The following is a 15009-nucleotide window of genomic DNA, read 5'->3' on the forward strand; positions in this document are numbered from 1 at the left end:
CGAAAAAATTCACCTTGCTCCTGCGGGGTGCGCCCCCCACGCGGGCGGGCGCGGCGCCCCACACGCAAAACACCGCCCCAAAAACCCCCAATAAACCCGCCCCCCGGGGGGGGCGGCGGGGGCCCCCCCGCCCCCACCACCGGCGCGTTGCAGCGATGCAGTGATCAGCGGCCCGCTCCCCCGGGCCGTGCCCCGGTGGGCGCGGGAGCCCCAGAACCGCGAGGAATAAGACCATGACCGTGGACTCCCAGGGGACGGCGACCGCCGGTCCCCAGGACGCGCCCGGGAGGGCGGCAGGGAAGTCTCAGACTCCGCCTCCCTCTTCGGGCCCGAAGGAAGTCCTTCAGCCTCCACGCGGCAGGCGCTCCCTGCCCAGCGGGGTGCTGCCGTATCTGCTCGTCGCGCCCGCCCTGCTGTCCATGGCGGTGCTGCTGCTCTACCCGCTGATCCGCAATGTGATCCTCTCCTTCCAGGAGCTCAACCGGAAGGAGTTCATCACCCGCGAGACGGTCTGGACCGGCTTCGACAACTACACCGAGCTCCTCGGCGACGGGGACTTCTGGACCGTCGTCGTCCGAAGCGTCGTCTTCACCGCCGTCAACGTCGCCCTCATCATGGCGATCGGCACCGGCATCGGCCTGCTGCTCAACCGCCTCGGCAAGAAGATGCGACTGGTCCTCTCGCTGGCCCTGATGTTCGCCTGGGCCATGCCGATCGTCGCCTCCGTCACCGTCTTCCGCTGGCTCTTCGACGAGCAGTTCGGCGTCGTGAACTGGCTGATGCGCACGCTGGGCTTCTCCGGCTACGACCAGCACAACTGGTTCGAGACCGGCTTCTCCACCCTCGTCATCGTCCTGATCCTGCTCGTCTGGGGCTCCGTCCCGTTCGTCGCCCTCAACATGTACGCCGGCCTGACCACCATCGGCTCCGAGCTGTACGAGGCCGCCAAGATGGACGGCGCCAGCGGCTGGCGCACCTTCTGGGCCGTGGTCTTCCCGAACCTGAAGTCCTTCTTCATGATCACGACGTTCCTGGAGATCATCTGGATCTTCAAGGCGTTCGCCCAGGTCTATGCCATGAACCTCGGTGGCCCCGACCGCGGCTCCGAGACCCTCCCGGTCTTCGCCTACATCGAGGGCGTCGGCCAGTTCCACTACGGTGTCGCCGCCGCCATCTCCATCCTGACGATCGTGATGCTGATCGCGGTCATGTCCTTCTACTTCCGCCTGATCCTGAAGGAGGAGGAGGAGCTGTGAGCGCCGCCACCACCACCCCGACTCCGCAGAAGCTGCGCACCAGGAAGCCGCTCACGGTCGCCGCCGTCGCCAAGAACCTCGGCGCCCTCGTGCTCGCCGTCGTGTTCATCTTCCCGGTCTACTGGATGTTCTCGTCCTCGCTGAAGCCGCAGCACGAGATCATGACGAAGGACCCGGTCTTCGTCTTCACCCCGACCTTCGAGAACTACTCGACCGCGACCGGCGTCGACCTGTTCTGGACGTACGTCACCAACAGCCTCACGGTCACCATCGGCGCCGTCCTGCTCGCCCTGGTCGTCGCCCTGGCCGCGAGCTTCGCGATCGCCCGCCTCCGGTTCCGGGGACGCAAGGGCATCGTCCTGGTCGTGATGATGGCTCAGATGGCCCCCTGGGAGGTCATGGTCATCGCGATGTACATGATCTCCCGTGAGAACGACCTGCTGAACAGCATCCCGATGCTCACGCTGATCTACTTCGTCATGGTCCTCCCCTTCACGATCTGGACCCTGCGCGGCTTCATCGCCGCCGTCCCGGTCGAGCTGGAGGAGGCCGCGCAGATCGACGGCTGCACCCGGGGCCAGGCCTTCCGCAAGGTGATCTTCCCGCTGCTCGCCCCCGGCCTGATGTCGACCTCGCTCTTCGGCTTCATCACCGCCTGGAACGAGTTCGCCATGATCCTCATGCTGAACAAGGAGAAGGAGTCGCAGACCCTGACGCTCTGGCTGACCCAGTTCCAGACCGCGTTCGGCAGCGACTGGGGCGCCACCATGGCCGCCTCCACCCTCTTCGCCCTCCCCGTGCTCGTCGTCTTCCTCTTCCTCCAGCGCAAGGCCGTCGGCGGCATGACCGCCGGCGCGGTGAAGGGATAACGGACCCCCATGACCACACTCGTACACGGCTCGGACACCCTGACCCGTGACGCGCTCACGGTCCTCCAGCCCGGCTTCGTCGGCACCACCGCCCCCGACTGGCTGCTCCGCCGCATCGGCGAGGGCCTGTCCTCGGTCGGCCTCTTCGGCCGGAACATCGTCGACTCCCAGCAGCTCGCCGCGCTCACCGCGCAGCTGCGCGCCGAGCGGGACGACGTCCTCGTCGCCATCGACGAGGAGGGCGGGGACGTCACCCGCCTGGAGGTCAAGCAGGGCTCGTCCTTCCCCGGCAACTACGCGCTCGGCAGCGTCGACGACGTCGAGCTGACCCGGGCCGTCGCCCGCGAGCTCGGCCGCCGGCTCGTCCAGTGCGGCGTCGACCTGAACTGGGCCCCCTCGGCGGACGTCAACTCCAACGCCGAGAACCCGGTCATCGGCGTCCGCTCCTTCGGACCGGACCCGGACCTGGTCGCCCGGCACACCGTGGCGTACGTCGACGGCCTCCAGGGCGTCGGGGTCGCGGCCTGCACGAAGCACTTCCCCGGACACGGCGACACCAACGTGGATTCCCACGACGCGCTGCCCCGGATCGATGTGGACCTCGCCACACTGCACGCCCGTGAGCTGGTACCTTTCCGCGCGGCCGTCGCCGCGGGTACCAAAGCGGTCATGAGCGCGCATATTCTGCTCTCCGCGCTCGACCCCCATCGTCCGGCCACCCTGAGCCCGCAGATCCTCACCGGTCTGCTGCGCCAGGAGCTGGGCTTCGAGGGGCTGATCGTCACCGACGGCATGGAGATGCAGGCCGTCGCGGCGACGTACGGCATCGAGCGCGGATCCGTACTCGCGATCGCCGCGGGCGCCGACGCCATCTGCGTCGGCGGCGGGCTGTGCGACGAGGACACCGTGCTGCGGCTGCGCGACGCGCTCGTCAACGCGGTACGGACCGGTGAACTGCCCGAGGAGCGGCTGGCCGACGCCGCGGCGCGCGTGCGCGCCCTGGCGGCCTGGACCCAGGCGCACCGGGCCAGGGGGGCTGGATCGGTGCCGGGCGCGGCAGTGCAGGAGGGGACCGCGCCCGGCACCGACATCGGACTCGTGGCGGCCCGCCGGGCCCTGAAGGTGACCCGCGGGGCGCACCCCCACACGCCGATGACCGACGCCCCCTATGTGGCCGCCTTCACCCCCGTCGCGAACTTCGCGGTCGGCGACGAGACGCCCTGGGGCATCGCCGCCGAGCTGGAGCGCCTGCTCCCCGGCACGGAGACCGGCTCGTACGACGAGTCGTCCGTGGCCGACGTCCTGGCAGCCGCGGGGGAGCGGCGGATCGTGGCGGTCGTACGGGACGCCCACCGGCACCCGTGGATGACCGAGGCCCTGGACGGCCTCCTCGCGGCCCGCCCCGACACCGTCGTGGTCGAGATGGGCCTCAACGAGGCGGAGCCCCGCGGGGCCCTGCACATCGCCACGCACGGCGCGGCCCGGGTCTGCGGCCGCGCGGCCGCGGAGGCCGTGGTCGGCACCGGCGCCTGAGAGCGACGACGAAGGGGCCCGGCACCTCGATCAGGTGCCGGGCCCCTTCCGTACGTGCACGGGGTCCTAGATGCCCTGCCAGGACGGCTTGTTCGCGAAGGTGTGCCGGAAGTAGTCCGCGAGCTTCAGCTTGGAGGCGGCCGCCTCGTCCACGACGACGGTGGCGTGCGGGTGCAGCTGGAGCGCGGAGGCCGGCACGAGCGCCGCCACCGGGCCCTCGACGGTCTGCGCCACGGCCTCGGCCTTGCCCTCGCCGGTGGCGAGGAGCACCAGGTGACGGGCCTCCAGGATGGTGCCGATGCCCTGGGTGATGACGTGGTGCGGCACCTGCTCGATGTCGTTGTCGAAGAAGCGGGCGTTGTCCACGCGGGTCTGCTCGGTGAGCGTCTTGATCCGGGTGCGGGAGGCGAGCGAGGAGCACGGCTCGTTGAAGCCGATGTGCCCGTCGGTGCCGATGCCGAGGATCTGCAGGTCCACGCCGCCGGCCTCGGCCAGCGCCGTGTCGTACGCCTCGCAGGCCGCCAGGACGTCCTCGGCGGAGCCGTCGGGGCCCATGAACGCCTCGGGGGAGAGTCCGAGCGGCTCGACGACCTGGCGCAGGACGGTGGAGCGGTACGACTCGGGGTGCCCCGCGGGCAGGCCCACGTACTCGTCGAGCTGGGCGATCCGCGCCCGGGAGGCGTCCACGGCGCCGGCGGACACCAGGGCGACGAGGGCGTCGTAGATCGGGATCGGAGTCGAGCCGGTGGCCACGCCGAGCAGCGCGTCGGGCTTGCGGCGCAGGAGGTCGGCGATGCCGTCCGCGATGAGCTCGCCGCCGGCCTTGGCGTCCTTGACGATGACAACTTCCACGCTGTGCCTGCCGATCTGGTGAGGGGCTGCTGAAAGGACCGTGTGGTATAGACCAATCTAAGTCCAAATCTAGCAGAGGGGAGGCCTTCCCCTCATGCCGTTCCGCCCCGCGGACGGCACCGTCTCCATCGTCGGCCGCCCCCGACCCACCAGCCACTCGAACCCCGCCCCGGGCGCCCCGCGTCAGGCCAGCGAGCCTCCCGTCACGTCGATCCAGTCGCCCGTCACCCAGCGCGCGTCGTCGGAGGCCAGGAAGGCCACCACGTCCGCTATCTCCGGCGGTGTCCCGACCGCGCCCAGCGTCGCCATCGCCGCCGCCCCGGCCCAGGCCTCCTCGTTCCCCCGCAGCCACCCCGCGTTGATGTCGGTGTCCACGATCCCCGGCGCCACCGCGTTGACCGTGATCCCTCGCGAGCCGAGCACCTTCGACAGGTAGCGCGTGAAGACGTCGAGGGCGCCCTTCGACATCGCGTACGCGATGAGGTCCGGCATGGCCGCCGCCCTGCTCAGGCCGGTCGAGATGTTGATGATCCGGCCACCGTCCCGCAGCCGCTCCGCACCCAGCTGCGCCAGGAAGAAGGGCGCCTTCGTGTTGACCGCGAAGATCCGGTCGTACTCCTCGTCGCCGATCGTCGCGAACGGCTGCGACGCCCCGATTCCCGCGTTGTTCACCAGGATGTCCAGGCCGTCGGCGTGCGCGTCGAACGCCCGCCACAGCGCCGCCGCGTCCCCCGGCACCCCCAGCTCCTGGCCCAGCGCGAAGGCGGAACCGCCGGCCGCCTCGATCGCGGCGACCGTCTCCTTCGCCGCCCCCTCGTTGCTCCCGTAGTGCACCGCGACCCGCGCCCCCTCGCGGCCGAGCCGCTCGGCGATGCCCCGCCCGATGCCCCGGCTGCCGCCCGTGACCAGTGCCGTCTTCCCGGCCAGCTTTCCGTCGAGCACGCCCATGGCGACGCCCCCCTAATTCTGTAGCGGTCGTTACGCAAAGACCGTACCCCACGATCCGTAGTGACCGCTATAGAATTCACTCCATGGTGACGAGACAGCGCGGCCGCCCCCGCTCCTTCGACCGGCTCACGGCCCTGGAGCAGGCGACCCTGGCCTTCTGGGAGCACGGCTACGAGACGACCTCCGTCTCCGACCTCACCCGAGTGATGGGCATCAGCGCCCCCAGCCTCTACGCGGCCTTCGGCGACAAGAAGACGCTGTTCGAGGAGGTCGTCGAGGCGTACGCGCTCGGCTACGGGGCCTACGGCGCCCGCGCCTTCGCCGAGGAGCCGACCGCCCGCGACGCTCTCGGGCGCATGCTGCGCGAGGCCGCCGTCCTCTTCACGGAGCCCGGCCATCCGCACGGCTGCCTGATGATCTCCGCCGCGATCAACTGCTCGACCCCCGAGGTCGAGGAGGCGCTGCGTGACCGCAGGAACGAGAACCTGGCGTCTTTCGAGGACCGCATCCGCCGCGACGTCGAGTCGGGCGAGCTGCCGGCCGGTACCGACCCCCGGGCGCTCGCCCGCTTCAGCGGCGCAGTCCTCCAGGGCATGTCCCAGCAGGCCCGGGACGGTGCGACGGCGGAGGAGCTGACGGCGGTGGCGGAGGCGGCGATGGGGGCCTGGCCGCAGGCCTGAGCCGGGGCGGCTCGGCAGGTGGCCTGGTCGGGCAGGCTCGGCAGGAGGTCCGAGCCGTCTGAGTCGGGGGAGGGGGCCAGGCCGGGGGAGGGGGTCAGGCCGGGGGAGGGCCCCAGGTCGGGGGAGGGGCCCGGAAAGACCCGCGGGCCGCGGCGCCCGGCGGGACCCTCAGCCCGCCCGGCACCGCAGCCCGGAGTTGCCCGGCCGGGGGTGTGCGGTCCCACGGCCGTGTGGGAGGTCTCGGCGCAGTCAGGGCAGAGAGCGCCGGGTACCTCGTTCCATCCTCCTGTGCGGGGAGGATGGAGGCTCTGTTGCATTCATTGTGGACTAGACCATTCTTGTCTGTCCATCCACAGGAACGCGGTCTTTCCCGGCCCATCCTCCAACACGGAGCCCCGGAGATCCAGGTTCGCAGCCCCTGTAATTCCGCAGGTACGCTCGCATCGTGCCCTCCATGAACGACCTCGTCCGCCAGCACACCGCTCTGAGCGACTCCGACCTCGAGTGGCTCCATCTGCTGGTGTCGGAGTGGCAGCTGCTCTCCGACCTCTCCTTCGCCGACCTCGTGCTCTGGGTCCCGACCCTCGACGGCACGCGGTACGTCTCCGTCGCCCAGATGCGGCCCAACACCGGCCCGACCTCCTACCAGGACGACATGGTCGGCCATCTGGTCCCGCGCGGCCGCCGCCCGCTGCTCGACGCCGCCCTCGACGAGGGCCGGATCGTCCGCGAGGGCGACCCGGAGTGGCGCGAGGAGGTCCCGGTGCGGGTGGAGTCCATCCCCGTGCGCCGCGAGGGCCGGGTCCTCGGCGTCATCGCCCGCAACACGAACCTGCTGACCGTCCGCACCCCCTCCCGCCTGGAGCTCACCTACCTCCAGTCGGCCTCCGACCTCGCCCAGATGATCGCCGCCGGAACGTTCCCCTTCCCCGGCGAGCAGGTCGACATGGACTCCTCGCCGCGCGCCGGCGACGGCCTCGTCCGCCTCGACGCCGAGGGCGTCGTCCAGTACGCCTCGCCGAACGCCCTCTCCGCGTACCACCGGCTCGGCCTCGCCGCCGACCTGGTCGGCCAGGACCTCGGCCAGATCACCGCGGAACTGGCCCCCTCCCGGGGCCCGGTGGACGAGGCCCTGGTCAAACTGGCCTCCGGCTACGCGCCCCGCGAGTTCGAGGTCGAGGGCAACGGCGGGGTGATCCAGCTGCGGGCGATCCCGCTCAAGCCCAAGGGCACCCGCATCGGTTCGCTCGTCCTGCTCCGGGACGTCACCGAACTGCGCCGCCGCGAGCGCGAGTTGATCACCAAGGACGCCACCATCCGGGAGATCCACCACCGGGTGAAGAACAACCTCCAGACGGTGGCCGCCCTGCTCCGCCTGCAGGCCCGCCGGATGGACTCCGACCGCGGCCGCGAGGCCCTCAACGAGGCCGTGCGGCGCGTCGGTTCGATCGCGATCGTCCACGAGACGCTGTCCCAGAACCTGGACGAGCGGGTGGAGTTCGACGAGATCGCCGACCGCGTCATCGCGATGGTCGCCGAGATCTCGCCGGGCAAGGTCACCTGCCGGCGCAACGGCCGCTTCGGCATCCTCGACGCCGAGGTCGCCACCCCGCTCTCCATGGTCCTCACCGAGGTCCTGCAGAACGCCCTCGAACACGCCTTCGCGCAGGGTGAGCAGGGCACGGTCGAGGTCAGCGCGGTCCGCGGCGAGACCCGGGCGGACGCCCGGCTCCTGATCACGGTTCAGGACGACGGCCGCGGTCTGCCCGAGGGCTTCGACCCGCAGCGGGCCGGCAACCTCGGCCTGCAGATCGTACGGACCCTGGTGGAGGGGGAGTTGGGCGGTTCCTTCGACATGCTGCCGGGCGCCGAGCGCGGCACGAAGGTGGTCCTCGACATCCCCGTACGGCCGCAGAAGTAGCCGTACGGGCAAGCGCACAGCAGCGAGCCCCGGACCGAAGGGAATCGGTCCGGGGCTCGAATGCTGTGGGTTACTGCTGCGCGCTGCGGCTCGGGGGCGGTGATTGCGTACGCGGTGTACGCGCCGCGTGCCTCAGGCTGTGCAGGTGGCTCAGGCGCTGGCGTTACGCGCCCGGTTGCGAGCGGCACGGCGCTTCATCGCGCGGCGCTCGTCCTCGCTGAGGCCACCCCAGACGCCGGAGTCCTGGCCGGACTCGAGCGCCCACTGCAGGCACTGCTCCATGACGGGGCAGCGGCGGCAGACGGCCTTGGCTTCCTCGATCTGCAGCAGCGCAGGACCGGTGTTGCCGATGGGGAAGAACAGCTCGGGGTCTTCCTCACGACAAACGGCGTTGTGACGCCAGTCCATGGCTGCTACCTCTCTCAGTGTTACGTGCGAGTTGCTTGTGAATGTGAACGCTTTCACGAATCCCCCCGCAAGGGAAGGGCCGACTGCCAGGTGAACTGGTGTGGTCCGTTACTGAGGAGGGGTTCTGGCTCTCAGTGGAGGCCGGTCTTGCGGGCCGTCCCGATCGCCAAGAAGAGACTCCCAAACCCCAGGGGCGGATACAACCCCTTCCGGAAAGTTTTTTTTGATTCCTCGGTGTCGGCTAGGTCACAGCCGTACTTCGTAGGGGTGGATGCGCGCCTAAACGTTCGAGTGAAAGGACTTTGGGCCCTTCCACTCACACAATCACACGCAGTGCACGGCGAACGCCTGTGAACGTCACGCTCGTACGCAGTCCGAGGTGGTCTCCGTCCATCTGCAGGGGGAGGGGCACCTTCGAATGCAAGGTGAAGTCGGTCAGGTCGTGCAGAGACACGGCATGCTTGCCGCGCGGACCCCGTTCCGGGGTCGAGGTGAGCAGCTGAGTGCCGTAACGGGCCACCGCCGGAGTGGAGAGCCGGCGCAGTCCGAGGACGTCGAGCGCGGTCTCGAAGGACGCCTCCGGGGACGCGTACACCGGACGATTGCCCAGGTAGGTCCAGGGGGAGGTGTTGCAGATTATGGAGAGGACCAGGTCCTCGACCGGCTCCGCGCCGGGGCGCTCCAGGGTGATCGTGCCGTGCCGGCGGTTCGGCTCCTCCAGGAACTGGCGCACCACCTGGCGCAGATAGAGGGCGTGGGTCGATCTCTTGCCGCGCTCGCGCTGCTGTTCGACCCGGCCGATGACGCTCGCGTCGAAGCCGAGTCCGGCACAGAAGGTGAACCAGCGTTCGGGTACGGATTCGTCCTCGGTGCCCGGCGTCCCGGACGCGAGCCCGAGGCTCACCGTCCGTGTCCGCCGCTCACGCAGCGCGTCGAGCAGGGCGCCGGTCGCCTCCACGGCGTCGTTCGGCAGTCCGAGCGCGCGGGCGAAGACGTTGGTCGAGCCGCCGGGGACCACCGCGAGGCTCGGCAGCCGGTCCGGATCGGGCCCCTCGTGCAGCAGTCCGTTGACGACCTCGTTCACCGTGCCGTCCCCGCCGAGGGCCACGACCAGGTCGATGTTCCCGGCGTCGGCGGCCCGCCGGCCCAGGTCGCGCGCGTGTCCCCGGTACTCGGTGGTCACCGCCTCCAGCTTCATCTCGCTGGCCAGCGCGTGGATGAGCACGTCACGGGTGCGGGCACTGGTGGTGGTGGCTGCCGGGTTGACCACGAGAAGTGCGCGCATGGTCGCCAGCGTACCTACCCGGCGGTACCGGGCGCAGTCCAGCCCAGCCCCCGGACACCTCCGCCGGAGCCCCCGGCCGGGGTCCCGGACCCTGCTCTCCGGCCGCCCCCGTTACGCTGCCCTCCATGAGCAGTACGGAGCAGACCCCCCGCCCCGCCCGCCTGGCCGCCGCCGCGGGCGTGGCCCTCGTCGAGGCCCTCGGGCTCCTCGCCGGAGGCGTCTACATGCTGGTGCGGGCCCTCCTCGACGGGGGCTCCGGCGGCGGAGACCTCACCAGCGGGGTGACCGGCGGTGCGACCGTGATCGCGCTCGGCCTGATCCCGCTCGCCGCCGCCCGCGGCCTGTGGCGGATGCGCTCCTGGAGCCGCGGCCCGGCCGTGATCACGCAGATCCTGGCCCTGCCGGTCGCCTGGCAGATGCTCCAGACCGACGGCGTGATCCCCTACGGGATCGCCGTGGCCGCCCTCGCCGTGACCGGGCTCGTCCTGCTCGTGAACCCGGCCACGACCGAGGCGCTCGGCATCCGGCGCCCCGGTCAGGAAGCCTGACGAGGACTACTCCTCCACGAGGAGCTTCTCCCTCAGCTGCGCCAGGGTCCGGGCCAGCAGCCGGGAGACGTGCATCTGTGAGATGCCCACCTCCTGGGCGATCTGCGACTGGGTCATGTTCCCGAAGAAGCGGAGCAGCAGAATCCGCTTCTCCCGGGGCGGCAGGTCCTCGAGCAGCGGCTTGAGCGACTCGCGGTACTCGACCCCCTCCAGGGCCTCGTCCTCCGCGCCCAGCGTGTCCGCCACCGCCGGCGACTCGTCGTCCGTGTCCGGGACGTCCAGGGAGAGCGTCGAGTAGGCGTTGGCCGATTCCAGACCCTCCAGGACCTCCTCCTCCGAGATCCCCAGCCGCTCCGCCAGCTCGTGCACCGTCGGCGAGCGACCGTGCTGCTGAGAGAGCTCCGCCGTCGCCGTGGTCAGCGAGAGCCGCAGCTCCTGGAGCCGCCGCGGCACCCGGACCGCCCACCCCTTGTCACGGAAGTGGCGCTTGATCTCGCCGACGACCGTCGGCGTCGCGTACGTGGAGAACTCCACCCCGCGCTCCGGGTCGAACCGGTCGACCGACTTGATCAGGCCGATCGTCGCCACCTGCGTCAGGTCGTCCAGAGGCTCGCCGCGGTTCCGGAAGCGCCGGGCCAGATGCTCCACCAGCGGCAGGTGCATGCGCACCAGCCGGTTGCGCAGCTCGGCCTTCTCCGGGGAGCCCTCCGGCAGCTCGCGCAGCTGGACGAAGAGGGCGCGGGCGCCGCTCCGGTCGTGCGGGTCCGGGACGGCGTGGGCGTCCGGACCCTCGTCGTCCTCCTCGGCGTCGTCGGCCTTCTCCACCACCTCGGCCTCCTCGGCGTCGTCGGCGGTCAGCGCCTCGGGAGCCTCGGAGGAGCCCTCGGAACTCGCGGGGGCCTCGGAGACTCCTGGTGTCTCGGGAACCTCGTGGTGCTGCTCGTGCTCGCTCATGTGGTCCGCCTGCTCCGTAGCGACCCTGTTCGGCCGCGCCTGCTGCTCAGGGATGCCGGCCGTCGCGTCCCCGCTCCTCACGCCGGGCCTGGCCCCGCGCCGCGCTGTTTGTACAGGCTGATCGAAACCGTACGGTCATCGGCCACCGACGACTCCACCTTCCCGGCGAGGGCCGACAGCACGGTCCACGCGAAGGTGTCCCGCTCGGGCGCCCTGCCGTCCGTCGTCGGGGCGGAGACGGTCACGTCGAGGGAGTCGTCGACCAGCCGGAAGACACAGCTGAGGACGGATCCCGGTACGGCCTGCTGGAGCAGGATGGCGCAGGCCTCGTCGACCGCGATCCGCAAGTCCTCGATCTCGTCGAGGGTGAAGTCCAAGCGCGCCGCGAGGCCGGCCGTGGCCGTACGCAGCACGGACAGATAGGCACCCGCAGCGGGCAGCCGGACTTCCACGAAGTCCTGGGTCCCGGGCTCGCCTGCGATCTGGGACACCCTCACCTCCAAGGTGGCACAAGCTCATTCGGGGTCCGGGGGGAGAGGCCCCCGGACCGGGCGGTACGCAGGGAGCCTGCGCGGTCCGCCGTGACGCTATCGCGATCCATCCTGCCGTGTCGCCGGGAGCCCCGGAGACCAGGTGGTCCCTCGCCCCCGCCCCCGGCGGCCGCGGAGAACCCGCGGAGGGGTGACGTACCCAGCGTCCGGGCGGTCGAACCGTCGGTGACCGTGCCGGCCGCGGAGCGGCACACCGGCCGTCAGACGATCGAACCGTCGACGAAGCACCAGCGCCAGGCCTCGCCCGGCTCGAAGGTCCGCATCACCGGATGCCCGGTCGACGAGAAGTGCCCCGTCGCGTGGCGCCCCGCCGAGGAGTCGCAGCAGCCCACGTGCCCGCAGCTCAGACAGAGCCGCAGCTGGACCGGGTGTGTACCGTCCGCGAGGCACTCGGGACAGGTGTCGGCCAGCGGCGCCGGTTCGGGGCGCGGCATTTCTGCTACGTGCGGGCACTCACTCATGATGGCCAGGTTACGTTGCGGCACGGGACGGGGTCGGGAGCATGGACGCACTGCAGCTGGTGGCACTGGTGGCGGCGAGCGCCGCCGTGGCCGGGTTCGCCCGCAGGACCCCGGTGCCCGCCCCGCTGCTCCTCGTCGCCGTCGGCCTCGCCGCCTCGTACCTCCCGGGGGTCCCCGACTACACCCTCGACCCGCACATCGTGCTGCCGCTGATCCTGCCGCCGCTCCTCTACACGGCCGCCGTCGACTCCTCGTACCTCGACCTGCGGGCCAACATCAGGCCGGTCGCGCTGCTCTCCGTCGGGTACGTCCTCTTCGCCACCGTGGCCGTGGGCTGGCTCGCGTACGTCCTCGTGCCCGACCTGCCGCTCACCGCCGCGCTCGTGCTCGGCGCCGTGATCGCACCGCCGGACGCGGTCGCCGCCACCGCCATCGCCCGCAGGCTCGGCCTGCCGAACCGGATCACCACGATCCTCCAGGGCGAGTCCCTCGTGAACGACGCCACCGCGATCACCGCGTACAAGGTCGCCCTCGCGGCCGCCGTCGGCGAGGGCATCAGCTGGGCCGGCGGCCTGTGGGAGTTCGTCCTGGCCTCGGTCGGCGGCATCGGCGTCGGCCTGGTCCTGATGGTGCCGATCCACTGGCTCCGCACCCATCTGCGCGAGGCCCTGCTGCAGAACACCCTCTCCCTGCTGATCCCCTTCATCGCGTACGCCGCCGCCGAGGAGGTCGGCGCCTCCGGCGTCCTCGCCGTCGTCGTGGTCGGCCTCTTCCTCGGGCACAAGAACTGGAAGGTCGACTTCGCGACCCGGCTCCAGGAGGAGGCCGTCTGGAAGATGGTCGCCTTCGTCCTGGAGTCCGCCGTCTTCGCCCTGATCGGCCTCCAGCTGCCGTACGTCGTCAAGGGACTCGGCCGGTACGGCATGGGGGAGGCGGCCTGGTACGCGGTCGGGGTCTTCGTCGCCGTGGTCGTCGTCCGGTTCGTCTGGGTCTACCCGGCGACCTTCCTGCCCCGCTGGATGTCCCCGCGCATCAGAGAGCGCGAGCCAGAGGTGGACTGGCGGGCCCCGCTCGTCGTCGGCTGGGCCGGCATGCGCGGCGTCGTCTCCCTGGCCATCGCCTTCTCCATCCCCGTCGTCACCGACGGCGTGGAGTTCCCGGCCCGCAACCTCGTCCTGTTCCTCACCTTCACCACCGTGATCGGCACCCTCGTCGTGCAGGGCCTCACCCTGCCGCCCCTGATCCGGCTCCTGAAGCTGCCCGGCCGCGACCGGTACGCCGAGACCCTCGCCGAGGCGCAGGCCCAGAGCGAGGCCTCGCGGGCCGCCGAGGAACGCCTCGAAGAGCTCCTCGCCGACGAGCGCAACGCCCTGCCCAAGCCCCTCGCCGACCGGCTCCGCACGGTCATGGAGCGGCGCCGCAACTCCGTGTGGGAGCGCCTCGGCGCGGTCAACGAGGTCACCGGGGAGACCGCGGACGACACCTACCGGCGGCTCTCGCGCGAGATGATCGACGCCGAGCGCGCCGTCTTCGTGCAGCTGCGTGACGCCCGCCGGATCGACGACGAGATGATGCGCACCCTGCTCCGCCGCCTCGACCTGGAGGAGGCGGCGGCGTACCGGGAGGCGGACTAGCCGGTGACCTCCGGCGCGCCCGTGATCACCGCCGCGAGCCGGGTGCCCGGCGGGAAGGCGCCCTCCTCCGCGAGGGTCGTCAGGCCGTACAGCATTTTGGCGACATACAGTCGCTCGATGGCGAGTCCGTGCCGCGCCTCGAAGTCCTGTGCGAACGCCTCCAGGGCGGGAGGCACGCGCGCGTAGCCGCCGCCGTGGAAACGCTCGTCCAGGGTCCACTCCCCGCGCGGGCCGCCGAAGGCCGTCTCCTGAAGGGTACGGACCTCCCCGCCGAGGAAACCGCCCCTGAGGACCGGGACACCGAGGGTCCGGCCCTCGAATCCGGCGGCGAGCCCCGCCAGGGTGCCGCCCGTGCCGCAGGCGACCGCGACCGTGTCCGCCGCACCGGCGAGCTCCCGGCCCAGCTCCACGCAGCCGTGGACGGCGAGCACGTTGCTGCCGCCCTCCGGGACCACGTACGCGCCCGCGGGGGCGCGCTCCAGGAGCGCCGCGCGCGTGGCCGGGTCGTTCTTCGCGCGGTACGTGGCCCGGTCCACGAACTCGAGCCGCATCCCGTCCGCCGCGCACCGCGCGAGCGAGGGGTTGAGCGGCCGCCCGGCCAGCTCGTCGCCCCGGACCACCCCGACCGTCGGGAAGCCGAGGAGCCGGCCGGCGGCGGCCGTCGCCCGCAGGTGGTTGGAGTAGGCGCCGCCGAAGGTGAGCACGGGCCGGCCGGCCGCCTCGCGCAGGTTGAGCGCGAGCTTGCGCCACTTGTTGCCGGGCAGGTCGGGGTGGATGAGGTCCTCGCGCTTCAGCAGCAGCGTCAGCCCGCGCCGGGCGAAGCGCTCGTCCTCCACCGGCTCCAGGGGCGAGGGGAGCCGGGGCCGCAGACGGGAGAGGTCGAACGCGTTCACCCGGCCATTCTCGCCGGTCGAAGGCGTTCACCGGCTGCCCGCCCCGCGGGCCCGGCGCGGGAGGCCCGCCCCTTCGGAGCTCGGCTGAGGGAGGTCCGCCCCTTCGGAGCTCGGCTGAGGGAGGTCCGCCCCTTCGGGGCCCGGCGCGGGAGGCCCGCCCCTTCGGGGCCCGGCGCGGGAGGCCCGCCCCGCGGGCCCGGCGCGGGAGGCCCGCCC

The 15009-nt window shown here is 71.5% G+C and carries 15 protein-coding genes; 7 read left to right on the top strand and 8 right to left on the bottom strand.

What is annotated here, in order from left to right:
- Window positions 1-233: 233 nt before the first annotated feature.
- Genes ACF07V_RS21975 through ACF07V_RS21985 form a run of 3 tightly spaced genes read left to right on the top strand, consistent with a single transcriptional unit; the run spans window position 234 to window position 3658 of the window.
- Entirely contained in the window at window positions 234-1256 is a 1023-nt protein-coding gene (locus ACF07V_RS21975) for a carbohydrate ABC transporter permease (RefSeq protein ID WP_392156442.1), read from the top strand.
- Between the two features lie 32 nt (window positions 1257-1288).
- Window positions 1289-2125, top strand: a complete 837-nt coding sequence (locus tag ACF07V_RS21980) for a carbohydrate ABC transporter permease (RefSeq protein ID WP_392157045.1) — start codon at window positions 1289-1291, stop codon at window positions 2123-2125.
- A gap of 9 nt (window positions 2126-2134) precedes the next feature.
- On the top strand, window positions 2135-3658 hold the full coding sequence (locus ACF07V_RS21985; protein ID WP_392156444.1) for a glycoside hydrolase family 3 protein: 1524 nt from the start codon (window positions 2135-2137) through the stop codon (window positions 3656-3658).
- A gap of 66 nt (window positions 3659-3724) precedes the next feature.
- Here the strand turns inward: ACF07V_RS21985 and nagB are convergent, their stop codons facing one another.
- Complete coding sequence (nagB, locus tag ACF07V_RS21990) at window positions 3725-4510, bottom strand: glucosamine-6-phosphate deaminase (protein WP_392156445.1); 786 nt, start codon at window positions 4508-4510, stop codon at window positions 3725-3727.
- Window positions 4511-4693: 183 nt separating this feature from the next.
- The gene (locus ACF07V_RS21995; RefSeq protein ID WP_392156446.1) at window positions 4694-5458 is read right to left on the bottom strand and encodes an SDR family oxidoreductase; all 765 of its coding nucleotides are present in this window, start codon (window positions 5456-5458) and stop codon (window positions 4694-4696) included.
- Between the two features lie 83 nt (window positions 5459-5541).
- Between ACF07V_RS21995 and ACF07V_RS22000 the strand changes: the two genes are divergently transcribed.
- Both ACF07V_RS22000 and ACF07V_RS22005 read left to right on the top strand, forming a co-directional pair.
- Window positions 5542-6138: a TetR/AcrR family transcriptional regulator gene (locus ACF07V_RS22000; protein WP_392156448.1), complete on the top strand. Its 597-nt coding sequence runs from the start codon at window positions 5542-5544 to the stop codon at window positions 6136-6138.
- A 454-nt stretch (window positions 6139-6592) separates the two neighbouring features.
- Window positions 6593-8059 carry a sensor histidine kinase gene (locus tag ACF07V_RS22005; protein ID WP_392157047.1) on the top strand — a complete coding sequence of 489 codons (1467 nt, stop codon included), beginning with the start codon at window positions 6593-6595 and terminating at the stop codon, window positions 8057-8059.
- Between the two features lie 150 nt (window positions 8060-8209).
- Here the strand turns inward: ACF07V_RS22005 and ACF07V_RS22010 are convergent, their stop codons facing one another.
- Complete coding sequence (locus tag ACF07V_RS22010) at window positions 8210-8467, bottom strand: WhiB family transcriptional regulator (RefSeq protein WP_003953983.1); 258 nt, start codon at window positions 8465-8467, stop codon at window positions 8210-8212.
- Between the two features lie 316 nt (window positions 8468-8783).
- On the bottom strand, window positions 8784-9752 hold the full coding sequence (locus ACF07V_RS22015) for a diacylglycerol/lipid kinase family protein (RefSeq protein WP_392156449.1): 969 nt from the start codon (window positions 9750-9752) through the stop codon (window positions 8784-8786).
- A gap of 125 nt (window positions 9753-9877) precedes the next feature.
- Here ACF07V_RS22015 and ACF07V_RS22020 point away from each other — a divergent pair, with 125 nt between their 5' ends.
- Complete coding sequence (locus tag ACF07V_RS22020) at window positions 9878-10300, top strand: hypothetical protein (RefSeq protein ID WP_392156451.1); 423 nt, start codon at window positions 9878-9880, stop codon at window positions 10298-10300.
- 6 nt (window positions 10301-10306) lie between these two features.
- Here ACF07V_RS22020 and ACF07V_RS22025 read toward each other — a convergent pair whose 3' ends face one another.
- From ACF07V_RS22025 to ACF07V_RS22035, 3 genes are all read right to left on the bottom strand, one after another.
- Entirely contained in the window at window positions 10307-11254 is a 948-nt protein-coding gene (locus tag ACF07V_RS22025) for a SigB/SigF/SigG family RNA polymerase sigma factor (protein WP_392156453.1), read from the bottom strand.
- Window positions 11255-11331: 77 nt separating this feature from the next.
- Window positions 11332-11745, bottom strand: coding sequence for an anti-sigma regulatory factor (locus tag ACF07V_RS22030; protein WP_019889334.1), 414 nt, complete (start codon window positions 11743-11745; stop codon window positions 11332-11334).
- Between the two features lie 260 nt (window positions 11746-12005).
- Window positions 12006-12266 (bottom strand): UBP-type zinc finger domain-containing protein, encoded by a 261-nt coding sequence (locus tag ACF07V_RS22035; RefSeq protein ID WP_329851676.1) that lies wholly within the window; start codon window positions 12264-12266, stop codon window positions 12006-12008.
- A gap of 41 nt (window positions 12267-12307) precedes the next feature.
- Here ACF07V_RS22035 and ACF07V_RS22040 point away from each other — a divergent pair, with 41 nt between their 5' ends.
- Complete coding sequence (locus ACF07V_RS22040) at window positions 12308-13900, top strand: Na+/H+ antiporter (protein ID WP_392156455.1); 1593 nt, start codon at window positions 12308-12310, stop codon at window positions 13898-13900.
- Here ACF07V_RS22040 and ACF07V_RS22045 read toward each other — a convergent pair.
- Entirely contained in the window at window positions 13897-14793 is an 897-nt protein-coding gene (locus tag ACF07V_RS22045) for a 1-aminocyclopropane-1-carboxylate deaminase/D-cysteine desulfhydrase (protein WP_392156457.1), read from the bottom strand. The genes ACF07V_RS22040 and ACF07V_RS22045 overlap by 4 nt on opposite strands.
- Window positions 14794-15009 lie beyond the last annotated feature (216 nt).

The organism is Streptomyces sp. NPDC015661, assembly GCF_043077765.1.
Classification (GTDB): Bacteria; Actinomycetota; Actinomycetes; order Streptomycetales; family Streptomycetaceae; genus Streptomyces.